General features: G+C 70.3%; 14 protein-coding genes. 8 read left to right on the top strand and 6 right to left on the bottom strand.

What is annotated here, in order from left to right:
* The first annotated feature begins 3 nt into the window (after positions 1-3).
* From ACEN9J_RS16920 to ACEN9J_RS16890, 7 genes are all read left to right on the top strand, one after another.
* Positions 4-2820 carry a type VI secretion system Vgr family protein gene (locus ACEN9J_RS16920; protein ID WP_082322073.1) on the top strand — a complete coding sequence of 939 codons (2817 nt, stop codon included), beginning with the start codon at positions 4-6 and terminating at the stop codon, positions 2818-2820.
* Positions 2821-2846: 26 nt separating this feature from the next.
* A complete protein-coding gene (locus ACEN9J_RS16915; RefSeq protein ID WP_413761582.1) occupies positions 2847-5441 on the top strand; it encodes a DUF2169 domain-containing protein in 2595 nt (864 codons plus the stop codon).
* 13 nt (positions 5442-5454) lie between these two features.
* Complete coding sequence (locus ACEN9J_RS16910; RefSeq protein ID WP_261217096.1) at positions 5455-6507, top strand: pentapeptide repeat-containing protein; 1053 nt, start codon at positions 5455-5457, stop codon at positions 6505-6507.
* Between the two features lie 60 nt (positions 6508-6567).
* A complete protein-coding gene (locus ACEN9J_RS16905) occupies positions 6568-7257 on the top strand; it encodes a DUF3540 domain-containing protein (protein WP_296735970.1) in 690 nt (229 codons plus the stop codon).
* 6 nt (positions 7258-7263) lie between these two features.
* On the top strand, positions 7264-7659 hold the full coding sequence (locus ACEN9J_RS16900) for a DUF4150 domain-containing protein (RefSeq protein ID WP_057596841.1): 396 nt from the start codon (positions 7264-7266) through the stop codon (positions 7657-7659).
* A gap of 128 nt (positions 7660-7787) precedes the next feature.
* Entirely contained in the window at positions 7788-9485 is a 1698-nt protein-coding gene (tagH, locus tag ACEN9J_RS16895; protein WP_413761581.1) for a type VI secretion system-associated FHA domain protein TagH, read from the top strand.
* A gap of 64 nt (positions 9486-9549) precedes the next feature.
* Positions 9550-10371, top strand: a complete 822-nt coding sequence (locus ACEN9J_RS16890) for a PP2C family protein-serine/threonine phosphatase (RefSeq protein ID WP_057596786.1) — start codon at positions 9550-9552, stop codon at positions 10369-10371.
* Here ACEN9J_RS16890 and ACEN9J_RS16885 read toward each other — a convergent pair.
* The 5 genes from ACEN9J_RS16885 to tssA all read right to left on the bottom strand — a co-directional run bounded on the left by ACEN9J_RS16885 (position 10368) and on the right by tssA (position 14846).
* Positions 10368-10964 carry a hypothetical protein gene (locus tag ACEN9J_RS16885; protein ID WP_261217092.1) on the bottom strand — a complete coding sequence of 199 codons (597 nt, stop codon included), beginning with the start codon at positions 10962-10964 and terminating at the stop codon, positions 10368-10370. The genes ACEN9J_RS16890 and ACEN9J_RS16885 overlap by 4 nt on opposite strands.
* A gap of 88 nt (positions 10965-11052) precedes the next feature.
* A complete protein-coding gene (locus tag ACEN9J_RS16880) occupies positions 11053-11535 on the bottom strand; it encodes an Hcp family type VI secretion system effector (RefSeq protein ID WP_057596788.1) in 483 nt (160 codons plus the stop codon).
* Between the two features lie 133 nt (positions 11536-11668).
* A complete protein-coding gene (tssC, locus tag ACEN9J_RS16875) occupies positions 11669-13162 on the bottom strand; it encodes a type VI secretion system contractile sheath large subunit (RefSeq protein WP_057596789.1) in 1494 nt (497 codons plus the stop codon).
* Positions 13163-13212: 50 nt separating this feature from the next.
* Positions 13213-13731, bottom strand: a complete 519-nt coding sequence (tssB, locus tag ACEN9J_RS16870; protein ID WP_057596790.1) for a type VI secretion system contractile sheath small subunit — start codon at positions 13729-13731, stop codon at positions 13213-13215.
* An 83-nt stretch (positions 13732-13814) separates the two neighbouring features.
* Complete coding sequence (gene tssA, locus ACEN9J_RS16865; protein ID WP_296725715.1) at positions 13815-14846, bottom strand: type VI secretion system protein TssA; 1032 nt, start codon at positions 14844-14846, stop codon at positions 13815-13817.
* Between the two features lie 71 nt (positions 14847-14917).
* Between tssA and tssJ the strand changes: the two genes are divergently transcribed.
* Complete coding sequence (tssJ, locus tag ACEN9J_RS16860; protein ID WP_057596792.1) at positions 14918-15460, top strand: type VI secretion system lipoprotein TssJ; 543 nt, start codon at positions 14918-14920, stop codon at positions 15458-15460.
* Between the two features lie 29 nt (positions 15461-15489).
* Here the strand turns inward: tssJ and ACEN9J_RS16855 are convergent, their stop codons facing one another.
* The gene (locus ACEN9J_RS16855) at positions 15490-16686 is read right to left on the bottom strand and encodes a type VI secretion protein IcmF/TssM N-terminal domain-containing protein (protein WP_413761580.1); all 1197 of its coding nucleotides are present in this window, start codon (positions 16684-16686) and stop codon (positions 15490-15492) included.
* Between the last annotated feature and the right edge of the window lie 9 nt (positions 16687-16695).

Below are 16695 nucleotides of genomic sequence, written 5' to 3'. Positions count from 1 at the left end.
CCCATGGCCGACCACGAGTTCCGCATCGAAACCGATTCGCCCGCCAAGGACGACCTGATGTTCTGGCGCATCGTGGGTCACGAGGCGCTGGCGCGCCCTTCGACCTACGAACTCACGGTGCTGTCGGAGAACAGGGCCATCGATGCCACGGACATCCTCGGGCGCGCCTTCGACCTGGTCGTCGAGTTCGAGGACAAGGATGGCGGCAAGCACGAGCGGCACTGCCAGGGCCATGCGGTGCGCTTCGTGCGCGCGGGCCACGTGGGGCGCCACTTCGAGTACCGCATCACGCTGCGATCGTGGTTCTGGCTGCTGAACAAGCGCATCAACTCGCGCATCCTGCAGGACAAGAAGGTGCTCGAGGTGCTCGACGCGGTGTTCGAGGACAGCCCGATCAAGCGCTTCAAGAAGACCAAGACCGGCAACGTCATCGGCACCCACAACCCCCGCCGCTACTGCGTGCAGCACCAGGAGAGCGACTACCAGTTCCTTTCGCGCCTGATCGAGGACGAGGGCATCTACTACTGGTTCGACGCGCACGATGCGCCGGGCACCATGCACCTGTCGGACGCGAGCGATCTCGCGCACGAGAAGCTGCCCGTGGCGGCGACGCTGCGCTACGTGCTCGGGGGCGCGAGCGAGGCGCGCCACGAGGAGATCTGGCACTGGACCCACGCGCGCCAGTTCGACACCGGCAAGCAGGCCTCGCGCGACAGCGACTTCAAGGCGATCCGCAAGAAGCTGGGCGCCGCCATCGATGCCTCCGACAGCCACGAGCTGGCCGATTTCGAGGCCTTCGAGTTTCCCGGCGGCTACTTCAAGGGCGACGAGGCCGAGAACCGCACCAAGCTGCGCGGCGAGGAGCTCAACGCGCGCCGCGACCGCCACTGGGCGCTGACCGGATGGCCCGACGTGGCGGCGGGCCGCAGCTTCAAGTTCGAAGGCGATCCCGACGGCACCCGCGACGGGGACTACCTGATCGCGGCCTGCACCTTCATGCTCAGCCACCCCGGCTACGAGAGCGCGAGCGCCGACGCCACCGCGCCGCGCAAGCTCTACACGGCGCTGGCCGAGGCACTGAAAGACGATGCGGTGAACGCCGACACGCTGCAGGAACTCGAGAACCTGATCGCCGAGACGCCGATGCTCGAGGGCTCGCAGCCCGGGACCAGCGTGTTCCTGATCACCGCGATTCCGCTGGAGCGCAGCTACCGGCCGCCGCGCCTGACGCCCCGCGTGACCATGCCGGGGCCACAGACGGCCATCGTGGTCGGCCCGGCGGGCGACGAGCTGCACGTGGACGACCATGGCCGCGTGAAGGTGCATTTCCACTGGGACCGCTACGACGAGAGCAACGAGAAATCCACCTGCTGGGTGCGCGTGTCGCAGCCCTGGGGCGGCAAGGGCTGGGGCGGCTACTTCATCCCGCGGATCGGCCAGGAGGTGATCGTCGACTTCCTCAACGGCGACCCCGACCGGCCGGTGATCGTGGGCCGCGTCTACAACGACGACCAGCCCATCCCCTACAAGTCGCCCACGCAGAGCGGCTTCCGCACCCGGTCCACGCCCGGCGGCGGCGCGAACAACTACAACGAGATCATGTTCGAGGACAAGAAGGGCGAGGAGAACATCACCATCCACGCCGAGCGCAACATGAGCCGCAGCGTGGAGCTCGACGATTCGACCTCGGTGGACCGCGACCAGACGGTGACGGTGAAGCGCGACCAGACCTCCACCGTCGTGCGCGACCGCAAGACCACCGTGGAGAACAACGACACCACGATCATCCAGCAGTTCCAGAAGCTGACCGTCGGCAAGAACCAGGACAACCACGTGGTCGGCTACCAGACCACGAACGTCGACATCGACCACGCGCTGCTGGTGAAGGGCCACCACAAGATCCACGCGGACGGCAACCGGACCGATTCCACCGGCGGCAACGAAACGCGCTCGGTCACGGGCACGCAGACCATCACGGTCAAGGGCGGCGTGAAGTACAAGGCGCCGACCATGCTGTTCGAGGCCGGGCACATCGAGTTCAAGGTGACCGGCGGCAACTCGATGAAGATCGATGCCAACGCCGCGCCTTACGCGGCGGCGTTCCAGAAGTACACGCTGGTGAGCAACACCGAGCTCAACATGGTGGCGATCGGGAACATCAATACCGTGTCGGTGGGCTCGAACACCACGGTGCTCGGCCCGAACACCAGCGGCTACATCGGCAACAACACCGACTTCAACCTCGGCGTCGCCCGCTCGACCTTCATGGGGCTGAGCATGGAGAACGCGCTGGGCGTGGCGATGTCGAACTTCCTCGGATTGAAGATCGAGAACACGCTGGCCGTCACCATGGAGTCGACCGCGGGCCTGAAGATCGAGCGCGACGGCACTTCGGTGCGCCAGGCGCCGCTGCATTCGATCATGCCCGGTGCGGGCGCCGGCGCCGGCACCGACGCCACGGCCGCGATGGCGAACGCCGGCACGGTGGGCGCCGTCGCGGGCCTGGGCTACGGCATCGTCTCCATGCTCAGCGGTGCCGCGTCCCTGGGCTCCCAGTACGGCGATGCGCGCAAGATGCTCAACGAGATCCTGTCGAGCCCGGACGTCGACAAGATCCCCGGCATGCGCGGGCGGCTCGAGCGCATGCGCAATCTGGTGGGCACCAATGTCAGCGACGGCCTCGCGCTGATCCTGACGGGCGGTGCCGCCGGGCCGGTCCTGGGCCTGCTGGGCATGGTGCCTGGCGTGGACGCGGTCGGCAGCGAGCGTGGCGCCAACGAGCTGCTGGAGCGGGACGACAGCGGCAATCCCAAGAACTGAACGGGCAGGCAGCCGCGCGAGCCACCATGCAAGTCGTCAAACCCCAGGCGCTGTGCCTGAGCACCCGACCGATCGAGTACCGCAAGCGCTTCGGCCTGTGCGTCACGGCCATGCTGCACGTGCCGTTCGCGCAGGCCGAGGGCGGCACGGTCTGGGGCGAGCAGTCGGCCTGGAACTTCATCGGCCGCGAGATGCCGGTACCGCTGGTCGACGAGGGCGTGGCCAAGCTCACGTCCGAGTTCCTGGTGCATGGCAAGGCCTTCGCACCGGCCGCGAACCCGCAGGCCTGCGCCGTGCGCGCCCGGCTCGGCGACCGCAGCAAGACCCTGCTGGTGTTCGGCGACCGCCGATGGGACGGCGCCCAGGCGACCCGGCCATCGGCCTTCGAGGCGATGCCCATCGACTGGGCACACGCCTATGGCGGTCCTTCGGTGCCGGCCAATCCCGAGGGCATCGGCGCGGCGGCCGAGAACGGCGTGCACCGGCTGCCCAACGTGGAGCGGCCCGACCAGCCGCTGCGCGATCCGGCGCAGGCCGTGGCGCCCGCGGGCTTCGGCCTGCGCGGGCCGATGCATCCGGAGCGCGCGCGCTTTCGCGGCACCTACGATGCGGACTACCTCAAGGAGCACGCGCCGGGCTTCGCCCCCGATCTCGACTGGCGCTACTTCAATCTCGCGCCCGAGGACCAGTGGTTCGACGCGCCGCTGCGGGGCGACGAGACCTTCCAGTTCGACCACATGCACCCGGACAAGCCCTCGATCGAGGGCCGGCTGCCCGGCCTGCGCGCGCGCGTGTTCGCCGACTACCGTGCCGCGGGGGCGGCCGAGCCGCGCCTGCGCGAAGTGCCGCTGCGGCTGACGACGGTCTGGTTCTTTCCGCATGCGGAGCGGGCGTTGCTGCTGTTCCAGGGACTGGCGGAGGTCGCCACCGACGACGGCTCCGACGTGCATGGGCTGCTCGGTGCGATCGAGCGGCTCGATGCAGCGCGCTCCGATGCCCACTACCTCGATGCGCTCGCGCGCCGCGCCGATCCGCGCTGGGGCGGGGTCGAGAGCCTGGACGACGGCGACCTGCTGCCCGAGGGCATCGACGCCAGCGACCCCGAGGCCGAACGCGCCGCCGAGGCCTTCGCGAGCCAGGGCCTGCAGGCGCAGGCGCAGTACCGCCGGGCCGAGATCGACGTGGCGCTGGCGCGCGAGGAACTGCGTGCCAGCGGCCGCGATCCCGACGCGCTGGGCGTCGTCATGCCCCCGCGCGAGCAGCCGCCCGCGCCCGCGCAGCGCGTGGCCTACCTCAAGAAGAAGACGCTCGAGGCCGAGCAGCAGAAGCTGGCGGCCATCGACGACGCGCTCGATGCGCTCGAGAAGGCCGTGGCCACGCACAAGGCGAACAAGGCGATGAAGCCGCTGGAACACCGCGGCCCGCCGGTCTTCAATGCCGACGTGGCGCTGGAGCGCCTGAAGGCCGCGAACGCCGGCGCCACCGGCGGCTTCGACCTCGCGGCCACGCATGCCCAGTTGCTGCGACAGGAGGCGATGGAGCGGATCGGTTACCTGCAGGGCGCGCACGAACAGCTGGCCGCGCCCGCGATGCAGGCCGCGCAGGCCGCGACCTTGAAGGAGGGCATGCGGCAGGCGCTGGCCGGCGGCTTGCGCTTCTTCGTCGGCATGGACTTCACGGGCGCCGATTTCTCTGGACTCGACCTGCGCGACGTCAACTTCACCGGCGCCTGGCTCGAGGCCGTGGACTTCAGGCAGGCCAATGTCTCGGGCGCGAACTTCTCGGCCGCCGTGTTGGCCCATGCCTGCCTCGAGGGCGCGATCGGCATCAAGGCCACGCTGCGCACCGCGAACCTGGGGCGCTCGCGCTGGAAGGGGGCGGTGTTCGACGAAGCCGACTTCACCGACGCCCAGCTCTCGCATGCCGACCTCGGCGGGGCGTCCCTGCGCCGCGCGCGGATCCAGGGCGCGATGCTGATCGGCACCCGCTGGGAGGGCGCCGATGCGCATGGGCTGCAGGCGACCGAGCAGCTGTTCTACCGGCTGTCGCTCAAGGGCCTGTCGTTCGCCGAGGCCGCGCTCGCGGCCTGCCAGTTCGTCGAATGCGAGCTCGCGGGGGCCGACTTTCGCGAGGCCGACCTGACCCAGGCCAACCTCGTGTCCTGCGCGCTGGACGGCGCCAGGTTCGGCGGCGCGCAGGGCAAGGGCATGGTGTTCGCCCGGAACTGCAGCCTGGTCGAGGCCGATTTCTCGGGGGCCCGGATGCAGGGGGTCAATTTCGGCGCGGCCGACATGTCGCGCGCGCGCCTGGTGGGCAGCGTGCTGGACGGCGCCAACCTGTGCGAGGCCGGCCTGTCCGACAGCGATTGGCGGCTGGCCAGCGCCAAGGGCGCGCTGCTGCGCCGTACCGTGCTGCGGCGCGCCCGGCTGGCCGGCGTGAACTTCAGCGAGGCGATCCTGCAGCATGCCGACCTGCGCGGCTGCGACCTGCGCAACAGCAACCTGTTCGCGGCGGACCTGTCGCGCGCGCGGCTCGATGGCGACGTGCGCCTCGAAGGTGCGCTGCTCAAGCGCGCGCGCACCTGGCCGCGGCTCACGCCCGAGCAACAGGCGGCCGCATGAGGAGCGCGATGCCATGAATGCCACCACGCTCGCGCTGGCCGTGCTGCTCGGCGAATCGATCCCCGGCCTGGACCTGTCGGGCGGGCACTACGCGCAGGCGCAACTGGCCGGGGGCCTGTTCGACCGCGTCGATTTCTCCAAGGCCGACCTGCGCGGCGCCGACCTGCGCGAGGCGGTGTTCAACCAGTGCGACCTGCGCGGCGCGCTGCTGGGCGGCGCGCGGCTGCAGCGCGCCGTGTTCAGCCAGTGCCGCATGGACCACGTCGACCTGAGCGCGGCCGCGCTGCACGCGGCCGTGCTGAGCGAATGCCAGGCGCCGCATGCCGATCTGCGCGAGGCCGACCTCAGCATGCTCGCCTGCACCAAGACCCGGCTCGACCATGCCACGCTGCGCGGCGCGCTGCTCGATGCCTGCGTGCTGAGCGACAGCAGCCTGCTCGACCTCGGTGCGGAGTCGACGCGCTGGGTGCATGCGACCGTGGCCGGCTGCGACCTGCGCCACGCGGCATGGCGCGGCGCCAGCATGTTGCGCGTGGCCTTCTCGACCACCCGGCTCGCGGGGCTGTCCTTCGACGGCGTGACGCTCGAGGGCTGCCAGTTCGCGGGCGCCGACCTGCGCGGCGCGCAGTTCAGCGGGGCGCCGCTGCGCCAGTGCAATTTCCAGGGTGCCAAGCTCGACGAGGCCCGCTTCGACCGCATCGACGCGCCGCTGGCCCTGTTCTGCGAGGCCGAGGGCGCCGGCGTCGATTTCTCCGATGCGATCTTGACGCAGGCGCTGTTCACCGGCGCCAGGCTGCCGCAGGCGAAGTTCGGCGGCGCGCGCCTGCATCAGGCCCATTTCGCCGGCGCCGTGCTCGATGGCGCGCACTTCGCGGGCGCCGACCTCGGCTATGCCGACCTGCGCCACGCGCGCCTGCACCGCGCCGACCTGCGCGGCGCGACCCTCGTGCGCGCCTGCCTGCACCGCGCCATGACCGAGGAGGCGCAGATCGACGATCGCGCCCGCGCGCTCGAGACCGACCCCCAGCTGGCGCAGTCCGAGGACTGGCGCCCGGTGCCGGTCTGACCGACGGCCGGCACCGGCTTCCTCCCTTTCCACCGATTTCCCCGCAACGGAACTCCCGCCATGAAGACCACCGCCCACCACTCCGCGCGCCGCCGCACGGCCGCCGCGCGCGGCACCCGACCGACCGAGACCGAGACGCCGTCGCCGGCCGCGCTCCCCGAGCGCTGCTGGACCGCGTTGCTGGAGGCCGGGCCCGATGGCACGCCGTGCATCCGCGAGGGCGGAACGCTCCGGCCGGTGCGCGCCGCCGCGGGCTGCCTGCTGGTGCCGATGGCCGGCGACACCGTGCTGTGCTTCGGTGCGGCCACCGGCGAGCGCTGGGTGCTCTCGGTGCTCGAGCGCGGCGCGGGCGCGCGGGAGCGGGTGCTGCGCTGCGAGGGCGACACTCGGCTCGTGGTCGAAGGTGGCCGGCTCGCCCTGGAGGCCGAGCGGCTGCAACTGGGCGCGGACCACCTGGCGCTGCGCGCGAAGACCGCCGCGGTTTCGCTCGACACGACGGAGTTCGTCGGCGAGCGCGTGCGCATGGTGGCGAGCACCTTCAAGCTCGTGGGCAGCGTGCTGAGCACGGTGATGGACCGTGTCAACCACTTCAGCCAGCACTACCTGCGCACGACCAAGGGGCTGGACCGCGTGCACGCGGCCCACATCGAGCGCGATGCGTCCGAGCTGCTGCACCTGCGCGGCGAGCACGCGCTGATCAACGGTGCCAAGCTCGTGAAGACGCGCGGCGCGCAGATCCACTTCGGCTGAAGCGCCATGTTCGCCAACTGCCAGCTGATGGGCATGGACATGGGCTTCCCCGATGTCTGCATCACGCCCGCCGCGCCGTCGCCGATCCCGGTGCCGTATCCCAACATCGCGATGGGCCCGATGGCCATTCCGAACTGCCCGACGATCCTGTTCATGGGCATGCCGGCCCACAACCTCGGAACCACCATTCCCATGACCAACGGCGACAACGCGGGCGTGCTGCTGGGCGTGGCGTCGGGCACGGTCATGGGGCCCAGCCGCCATCTGACGGGGGCCTTCACGGTGCTCCTCAACAGCATGCCGGCCACGCGGCTGACCAGCAGCTCGCTGCAGAACAGCACCAACTGCCCGGGCGTGCGCACGGTGCCGAGCCAGACGCTGGTGCTGCTGCTGGCGCCCTGAGCGCCGCGGCGGGAACGGCCTATCTCTTAAGGCGAGATTGCCAAGGCGTCTTGCGGAATGAATACTCCTCGCGAGATTCTTCGCGTGCTCGTGCGCAGTTGTATGGGCGTCGCCCTGGGGGCCGGTTCATGATCCAGATCACTGTTGTCACCCGTCAAGGCGTCCCGGCGGGACCGTCGCTGTCGGCGGACTTCGGCCCCAATGGCGGCACCATCGGCCGCGCCGACACCAACACGCTGGTGCTCGACGATCCCGACCGCACGGTTTCGCGCGTGCACGCGCAGGTGCTGTGCCGCGACGGCCGGTACTTCGTGATCGACCGCGGCAGCAACCCCATGCAGTGCAACGGCGTGTCGCTGGGCGCGGGCAAGGAGGCGGCGCTCGCCGATGGCGCGCGGCTGGTGGTCGGCAGCTTCGAGCTCGTGGTGCGCGCGCAGGCGGCCGCGAGCGCGCCGGTACCGGCCGCGGCGCCGCTCGCGATTCCCGAGACGATCATGGGCCTGTCGGGCGCGAAACCCGCGGCGGCCGCGAGCGACGATCCCTTCGCCGACCTGCTCGCTGGCCTCGCGCCGCCGGCGGCACCGGCCGCGTCGCCCGCGCCTTCCCCGGCCGCGCCGGCCGCCGCGGATCCGCTGCTCTTTCCCGATCCGATGGCCACCGGTTCGCGCAACGCGCAGGCCGCGCAGATCGATCCCTTCGCCAACCTGCTCGGCCCCGACCCGTCGTCGGCGCCCGCGGCCGGCCGCGGCGCGCTCGACGACTTCTCCGACCTGGGCCGGCCGCCCGCGCACGGCAAGGCCGCGAGCATCGACGACCTGTTCGGTGGTGCGCCGGGCACCGGAGGCATCGGCGGCGATCCGCTGGCGCTGTCGCCGCTGGCCGACCCGCTGTTGCAGCCCAACACCGCCGCCGATGCCGATCCGCTCGCCGCGCTGCAGCGCGCGGCGCCGTCCACGCCGCTGCCGCGGCCGGACCACCTGCCGATCGAGCAGTTCGGCTTCACGCCGCCGCGGGCCGTCACGGCGCCGCCCGCGCCCGCGCTGGCACCGCCGCCGCCGGCCGCGCCGCCACGCCCGGTGCCGCTGGCCGAGCTGCCGGCCTTCGACGACATGACCGGCCTGCCGATCCGCATCAGCGGACCCGACACGCCGGCGCGCGAAGCGCCGCCGCTGCCGCCGCCGCCCGCGCCGGCCTTCGCGTCCCAGGCCGCGGCGCCGGCCGCGCGCAGCGCGAGCGACGACGAGCTGCTGGCCGCGTTCCTGCGCGGCCTCGGCGGCACGCACCAGCCGCCCGAGATGCTCACGCCGGGGCTGATGGAGCGCATCGGCGCGATGCTGCGCAGCGCCACCGAGGGCACGCTGCAGCTGCTGCTCACGCGCCAGGAGTTCAAGCGCGAGGTGCGCGCCGAGGTCACGATGATCGCGGCGCAGGCCAACAACCCGCTGAAGTTCTCGCCCACGGTCGAGGTCGCGCTCGCGCACCTGCTGGGGCCGGGCGTGCGCGGCTTCATGCCGGCCGAGGCCGCGATGCGCGATGCCTTCGACGACCTGCGCGCGCACCAGTTCGGCGTGATGGTCGGCATGCGCGCGGCGCTGGCGCACGTCATCGCGCGCTTCGAGCCCGACGAGCTCGAGAAGAAGATCAGTTCGAAGTCGGCGCTCGACGCGCTGTTCTCGGCCAACCGCAAGGCCAAGCTCTGGGACCAGTTCGTGGCGCTGTACGGCGGCATCGCGACCGAGGCCGAGGACGACTTCCACAACCTGTTCGGCAAGGCCTTCCTCGAGGCCTACGAGGCCCAGATGGCGCGCCTGAAGTCCGACGCCTGAGGCGCGCCTTCGCACCCGACAACACCCGATCCCACGACAAGAACGCCCGACGCGAGGAGCCCGCTTGGAAATCGAAATCGTCACGCTGTCCCGCCAGGGCGGCCGCAGCTACAACGAAGACGTTCATGGCCACTGGCACGACGATCGCCACGTCGCCTGCCTGGTGGCCGACGGCGCCGGCGGCCATGGCGGCGGCGACGTGGCGGCGGCCACGGTCCGCGCGAGCGTGCTCGGTGCCTTCTCGGCCGGGCCCAGCCTCGACGAGGGCGCGCTGCGCGGCCTGATCGAACAGGCCAACCGCGACGTGGTGGCGCGCCAGGCCGAGGGCGGCACGCTCGCGGGCATGCGCTCCACCGTGGTGTTCGCGGCCATCGACCTCGAGGCCCATGCACTGGCCTGGGTGCACAGCGGCGACAGCCGGGCCTACCTGTTCCGCGGCGGCGCGATCGTCGCGCGCACCACCGACCACAGCCTGGTGCAGCAGATGGTGGCCGGCGGCATGCTCGACGAAGAGGGCGCGCGGCTGCATCCGCAGCGCAACATGCTGTTGTCGGCGCTGGGCTCGCTCGAGGAAGCGCCCGACATCGCGGTGTCGGACCGCATGCGGCTCCTGCCGGGCGACGTGCTGCTGCTGTGCAGCGACGGCGTGTGGGAACCGCTGGGCGACGAGTGCCTGGTCGAGACCCTGCATGCCTCGCGCACGCCGAGCCAGTGGACCGAGCAGCTCGACGGCCAGATCAAGGCGCGCGCCAAGCCCGGCCACGACAACTACACGGCGCTCACGCTGTGGGTCATCGCCGATCCCGAGGACGACGAGGCCACGCGTCTGATGCCCGAACTGCTGCCGGCGCAGGGGCCGGCAGCGGGTTCCCGGGACGACGGCTAGAAGCCGTAGTCGAACCAGCTCTGCGGCAGGATGAATTCCCAGTACTCCTTGAACAGGGTCTCGGGAATGCCGTTCTTCTTGGGGCTGTTGCTGCGCGCGTAGTTGAGGGCGCGGATGTAGGCCGCGCGGTCGTTGGCGTCGAAGGCGTCCTCGAGCATCGAGGCGCCGGTCATGAACAGCGGCTTGTACTGCACGTGCCGCCCGACCTGCGCCGACAGGCAGCCGTCGAGCCGCAGGCCCTTGACCTCGGTGAGGTACTGGAAGTACTGGCAGTGCACGCCGAGCGAGAACTCGCGGTCGCCGAGCATTTCCTTGGCGAGCCGGTGGTAGTCGGTCTCGACGCCGGCCCACTCGTAGAAGTCCTTCTTCTCGGGATTCTTCACCTCGAGCTGGCCGAAGCCAACGCCCAGGCCGCTCGGCGTCTCGGCCTGCTGGATGTTGCAAAAGCCCGTCTCCTCGAAGCAGATCACGGCGATCATGAAGTAGGAGACCGGGTGTTCCCCGGGATGCACGCGCTGCAGCGTGCTCCAGAACGTGGGGAAGTCGTAGGCCGCGACCTGGTTCCAGGCGAACGGCGTCTTGCTGACGTGCATGGGGTACTCGCTTTCCTGAAATGAAAAACGGCGGCCGGGAAACGAATCCGCGGCCGCCGCCTGGGGAGAGGAGGAGAGGAGCTTGCGCTCAGACCTTCTTGTTGGCGGCGATGTCCCAGCCGGTTTCCTTGGTGCCGTCGCCCGAGCCGTCGGCCTTCTGCGGCGTGTACTCGTACTTGAACTTCGAGAAGTTCAGCGTGATGGTCTCGGTCAGGCGGTCCTCGCCGCCGCTGCCGCCGGTGCTGATGTGGGTCACCAGGATGTCGTCCATCGACAGCTTGATGTACTCGAGCGGCGTGGCGCCGGCCTTGCGCACCGTGAGCACGCCCTTCTTGATGTGGGCGCCGTTGCAGCAATCGAGAAGCAGCAGGTGCGAGGACGAGTCGACGTACTTGGTGATCGACAGATCCTGCACGCTGACCTTGCCGGCGCCCGAGCCGCCACCGACGTGGCCGGTGCCCGACTGTGCGGCACCCCAGCTCCACGACAGCACGTCGATTTCCTTCTTGTGCGAATCGTCCTTGGATTCGCCGTCGACGCCTTCGAGCTTCAAAAACATGTCTGCAGCCATGATGCTTACCTTTCAGTTGTGTGAGAGTCGGAAAAAAGGGCTTCCGTGCGGTGCCTAAGCGTTGGTGCCCGGGAGCTGTCTTGAGAACGAGCGAGCGGCGTTTTTTTCAAAAGGCCGCGCACCCGTTTTTTTCTTACTTGCCGCCCTTGGCGGACGGCAGCTTCGACACCAGCCGCAGCGAGACCGTGAGGCCCTCGAGCTGGTAGTGCGGGCGCAGGAAGAACTTCGAGCTGTAGTAGCCCGGGTTGCCCTCGACTTCCTCGACGACCACCTCGGCGGCCGCCAGCGGCTTGCGCGCCTTGGTCTCCTCGGAGGAGTTGACCGGGTCGCCGTCGACGTAGTTCATGATCCATTTGTTGAGCCAGCGCTCCATGTCGCTCTTCTCCTTGAAGCTGCCGACCTTGTCGCGCACGATGCACTTGAGGTAGTGCGCGAAGCGGTTGCAGGCGAACAGGTAGGGCAGGCGCGCGGCCAGGTTGGCGTTGGCGGTGGCGTCGGGGTCGTCGTATTCGGCCGGCTTGTGCAGCGACTGGGCGCCGATGAAGGCCGCGAAGTCGGAGTTCTTGCGGTGGATCAGCGACAGCAGGCCGGCCTTCGAGAGCTCGGCCTCGCGCCGGTCGCTGATCGCGATCTCGGTCGGGCATTTCTGGTCCACGCCGCCGTCGTCGCTCGGGAAGGTGTGCAGCGGCAGGTTCTCGACCGCGCCGCCCGACTCGATGCCGCGGATGCGCGAACCCCAGCCGTAGAGCTTGTACGAGCGGTTGATGTTGGTGGCCATCGCATAGGCCGCGTTGGCCCAGGCGTACTTGCCGTGATCGGCACCGGCGGTGTCTTCCTCGAAGTCGAACTCCTCCACCGGGTTGGTGTTGGCGCCGTAGGGCGTGCGCGCCAGGAAGCGCGGCATGCACAGGCCCAGGTACTTCGCGTCGTCCGAGTCGCGCAGCGAGCGCCAGCCGGCGTATTCGGGCGTGAGGAAGATCTTGGTGAGGTCGCGTGGATTGGCGAGCTCCTGCCACGACTCCATCTGCATCAGGTTCGGGCTCGCGCCCGTGATGAAGGGCGCGTGGGCCGAAGCGGCGATCTTGGCCATCTCGCCGAGCAGCTCGACGTCGGGCGGGCTCTGGTCGAAGTGGTAGTCGCCCACCAGCGCGCCGAAGGGCTCGCCGCCGAACTGGCCGTACTCCTGCTCGTAGATCTTCTTGAACATCGGGCTCTGGTCCCAGGCCGCGCCCTTGAACTTCTTCAGCGTCTTGGCCAGCTCCTGCTTGGAGATGTCCATCACGCGGATCTTCAGGTGCTCGTCGGTCTCGGTGTTGTTCACCATGTAGTGCAGGCCGCGCCATGCACTCTCGAGCTTCTGGTAGTCGGGGTGGTGGATGATCTTGTTGACCTGCTCGGTGAGCTTGGCGTCGATCGCCGCGATCATCGACTGGATCGACTTGGTCACGTCCTTGCCGATGACCTCGGTGTTGGCCAGCGCCTGCTGGGCCAGGGTGAGCACGGCGGCTTCGACCGCGCTCTTGGCTTCGTCGCTGCGCGGCTTGAATTCCTTCTGCAGCAGCGACGAAAAGTCGCTGCCCGCGTACGCGACGTCTTTCAACGCGCTCTGTTCGAGTGCTTCGGCCATGGTGGGTTACTCCTCGTGAACCGGATGTGGATGGCGGGGTGTGGAAGGGGTCAGGCGGCCGGCGGGGTGGCGCCGTCCTCGGGCTTCTTGGTCGCGGCCAGCGACTGCAGCAGCGCCGGGTCCTCGAGCACCTTGGCCAGCAGCTCCTCGGCGCCGTTCTTGCCGTCCATGTAGGTGACGAGGTTCGACAGCTGGGTGCGCGCCTCGAGCAGCTTGTTGAGCGCGCCGACCTTGCGCGCCACGGCGGCGGGCGAGAAGTCCTCCATGTTCTCGAAGGTCAGCTCGACCTTGAGCTCGCCCTCGCCGGTCAGCGAGTTGTCGACCGCGAAGGCCGCGCGCGGCTTCATGGCCTTCATGCGCGAGTCGAAGTTGTCGACATCGAACTCGAGGAACTTGCGGTCGGCCACGGGCGCCAGCGGGTCGGCGGGCTTGCCCGACAGGTCGGCCAGCACGCCCATCACGAAGGGCAGCTGGATCTTCTTCTCGGCGCCGTAGAGTTCGACGTCGTATTCGATCTGCACCCGGGGCGCCCGGTTGCGGGCGATGAATTTCTGACTGCTCTTGGCCATGGCGATGCTCCTTGCGGGGGTGAAACGGGGTGGGTCGATCCAGGGATGGAAAGGGGAGGGGACGAGGAAGAAGAGGCGCGGCCTTATTCCGAAGCGCGGCGGCCGGTCACGTTCTCGATCGTGTCGAGCGCGTTCGGCGCGAGGTTGGCCATGATCTCGAGGAAGCTCACGCCGATCAGCTTCTTGGCGCGCTCGATCAAAAGCGGAGCGGGATTGCCGGGCTCGGTGGTCTCGAGGAAGCGGATCACGCGGTCGAGCATCTGCAGCGCGTCCTGGCGGGTCTGGATCTCGCCGCGCGCCGCCGCGGGACGCGCCCCGCCGCCGCCCGCGGCGCCGTCGACGCCTTCCTCGGTGCCTGCCTCGCCGGCCTCCTCGGGCGCGCCGAGGGCGGCGCTGCAGGCTTTCTGCAGCGTGCGGGCGATGCCGCGCAACGCGGCCAGGTCGATGGCGTCGGCGCGGCCGGTGCGTTCCACCAGCAACGCCTGCAATTGGTCGATCAGTGCCGGCGCGCCGATCGCGGCTTCGATGCGCTCGGGCTGCTCGGCCTGCAGCGCCTCGAGACCGCCCTGGATCTGCGCCGTGGAGTAGGCGGGATCGCCGCTGGCGGCGAGCGCGCCGGTGGCCACCGCGATATCGCGCACGCGGATCGGGCCGACGCCCGGCGCCATGCCGACCTGGGCGTCGTAGAGGTCGCGCAGCACCATGCTTTCGTCGCTCAACGGCGCGAGCGCGTTCAGGCGCATCGTCGGGTCGTTGTCGTCGTCGGCATCGAGCATTGGATGTATGCCGTCCCAGAAGCGGTCGAGCAATCCGGTCAGCAGGCGCAGGCCGGCGACGAAGCCCGTCACGCCCTGCAAGCGCGTGGAGGCGCGCAGCAGCAGCACCGCCGCGCGCACGTCCTTGCTGCGGCGCAGGATCGCGTCGGACTGCTCGGCCACCTCCCGCCATTCCGGCTCCACCGCGGGAATGACGGTGTCGCCGAACTGCTGTTCGGGCTTGCCCTGCGACGCGGTCACGAGCGCGGTGAAGTCCGCGTCGTACTCGAGGTCGGCTCCGCTCGGCGCGCTGTCGCCGATCGGTGTGAGCAGTGCATCTGCGAGTTCGTTGGTGAGCATGTTGCCTGTTGAATGTGGCTGGTGATAATCAAAGATGCCTCTCAACCGGTCAATGCAACGAAGGGAATAGCATGCGAGCGCTCGGTACACACCATTCGTCCTATGGAGGCCTGCTGGCCACGGCTTCGCGCCGGCACGTGGCGGCCTTCGGCCTCGCTGCCGCGGGGCTCTTTCTCGCGGGCTGCGCGAGCAAGCCGCCACCCGAGGTGAAGACGCCGGTGTCCCTGACGCTGGTGGCGGGGCCCGATGCCAATCCCGACGCGCGCGGCCGCGCATCGCCGCTCACGGTGCGGGCCTACATCCTCAAGACGCCAGGCGCCTTCGAGGGCGCCGACTTCTTCTCGCTGTTCGAGAAGGACCAGGCCACGCTCGGCGCCGAGATGGTGCAGCGCGAGGAAGCGCTGCTGCGCCCCGGCGAGAGCCGCAAGTTCGATTTCGTGCTGCAGCCCGACGCCAAGACGATCGGCGTGATGGGCGCGTTCCGCGACCTCGACCGCGCGCGCTGGCGCGAGGTGCGGCCGCTCGAGGTCGGCAAGATCAACACCATCACCGTGACCTACGGCGCGCGCCAGATCCGCATCGACCAGAAGGCGGAGCCGATCAAGAAGGAATAGCCGTCGCGCACCGTGCGCGCGGGCGGCGTTCACATCGCTTCCAGTCCCGCGTCGCGGTCCTCCGGCGGCAGCCGCCCCGGCCGCGCGAGCGACTGGTCCGCCGGCAGGAAGCGATCGAACAGATCTGCGACGAAGGCCCCGTTGCCGCCCGACGTGCCGGCCGCCGCGCTCAGGTAGAGGCCGCGCCAGCGCAATCCCCTCGCTTCGCGCGCCTTGCGGCCATGGCTTTCGAACAGGGCCTCGGCCGCGAGCCGCAGGCCCGGCCGCAGCGAGCGCACCCCCTCCACGAATGCATGCACCGCGAGCCGGCCCGCCGCGCCGGGCTGCTCGCGCTGCAATCCCATGCGCAGCGCATGCAACCGGGTGGCGATCGGCTCGAACACCGCATCGAGCCTGGCGCCGCCGTCGGCCTCGGGTGCCGCGTTTTCCAGCGGCAGCCGGTGGCCCAATGCCTGCGCCAGCACCTCGGGCGGCAGCGCGCCGCGCAGCGCGCCATAGCCTTCGAGTCCTTCGAGGCCCGTGACCACGAGGTAGAACGGCAACTGCAGCCGCAGCGTGCGGCCGATCTCCTCGACCAGCCGGCGCAGCCGCGCGATGCGCATGCGGAAGGCGACCGCGTCGGTCGGGGCCTCGCGCAGCGCCTGCGCGCCGATGCAGGCCACGATGCCGTGCAGTGGAATGCGTTCGCGGCGCTCGGCCAGCGCGAGCAGCGACGCGAGCCACAGCGCGCGGGCCTGCGGCGCGTCGGCCACGTCCTCGAGCACGCGTGCGTCGATCTCGATGGCGGCCATCGCGCCGCCGGTCCACCAGCGCCAGCCGTCGCGCACCGGGCCGGCCGGTGCGTCGTCCGACGGGTCCGCATCGAGCGGCGATGCCGCGAGCAGCCCCGGCAGCCCGGCGGCCGCATCGCCGAGGAACAGCAGCCACGGCGCTCTCGGCGCCGCGCCGCCGCCGAAGTCCCCGTCGTCGGCGTTCTCGCCGGCGGCACGTGGGCGCGGCGCCAGCCGCAGCCGCTGCTGCGCGCGCGCCATCGCCTCGTGCAGGCGCTCGACGGCCTGCGCATCGGCCGCGCGCGCGGGCGGCCGCAAGGTGGCGATGCGCTGCTTCAGCGCACGCTGCCGCGCGCCGCGCCCGGCGTCGCGCACCACGGCGCAGAGCACCGCGAAGCCGAGCGCGCACAGCGCGAGCAGCGGCCAGAAGAGGTGGGCGGGCGGCAGGGTGTGCATGGCGGCGGC

The organism is Variovorax sp. Varisp41, assembly GCF_047325085.1.
Classification (GTDB): domain Bacteria; phylum Pseudomonadota; class Gammaproteobacteria; order Burkholderiales; family Burkholderiaceae_C; genus Variovorax.
This window is presented reverse-complemented; position numbering and strand designations above follow the sequence as displayed.

Excerpts from the sequence above, each read along its gene's own strand:
- ACEN9J_RS16920 (WP_082322073.1), top strand. The coding sequence starts at position 4 with ATGGCCGACCACGAGTTCCGCATCGAAACCGATTCGCCCGCCAAGGAC.
- ACEN9J_RS16915 (WP_413761582.1), top strand. The coding sequence starts at position 2,847 with ATGCAAGTCGTCAAACCCCAGGCGCTGTGCCTGAGCACCCGACCGATC.
- ACEN9J_RS16910 (WP_261217096.1), top strand. The coding sequence starts at position 5,455 with ATGAATGCCACCACGCTCGCGCTGGCCGTGCTGCTCGGCGAATCGATC.
- ACEN9J_RS16905 (WP_296735970.1), top strand. The coding sequence starts at position 6,568 with ATGAAGACCACCGCCCACCACTCCGCGCGCCGCCGCACGGCCGCCGCG.
- ACEN9J_RS16900 (WP_057596841.1), top strand. The coding sequence starts at position 7,264 with ATGTTCGCCAACTGCCAGCTGATGGGCATGGACATGGGCTTCCCCGAT.
- tagH (WP_413761581.1), top strand. The coding sequence starts at position 7,788 with ATGATCCAGATCACTGTTGTCACCCGTCAAGGCGTCCCGGCGGGACCG.
- ACEN9J_RS16885 (WP_261217092.1), bottom strand. The coding sequence starts at position 10,964 with ATGCACGTCAGCAAGACGCCGTTCGCCTGGAACCAGGTCGCGGCCTAC.
- ACEN9J_RS16880 (WP_057596788.1), bottom strand. The coding sequence starts at position 11,535 with ATGGCTGCAGACATGTTTTTGAAGCTCGAAGGCGTCGACGGCGAATCC.
- tssC (WP_057596789.1), bottom strand. The coding sequence starts at position 13,162 with ATGGCCGAAGCACTCGAACAGAGCGCGTTGAAAGACGTCGCGTACGCG.
- tssB (WP_057596790.1), bottom strand. The coding sequence starts at position 13,731 with ATGGCCAAGAGCAGTCAGAAATTCATCGCCCGCAACCGGGCGCCCCGG.
- tssA (WP_296725715.1), bottom strand. The coding sequence starts at position 14,846 with ATGCTCACCAACGAACTCGCAGATGCACTGCTCACACCGATCGGCGAC.
- tssJ (WP_057596792.1), top strand. The coding sequence starts at position 14,918 with ATGCGAGCGCTCGGTACACACCATTCGTCCTATGGAGGCCTGCTGGCC.
- ACEN9J_RS16855 (WP_413761580.1), bottom strand. The coding sequence starts at position 16,686 with ATGCACACCCTGCCGCCCGCCCACCTCTTCTGGCCGCTGCTCGCGCTG.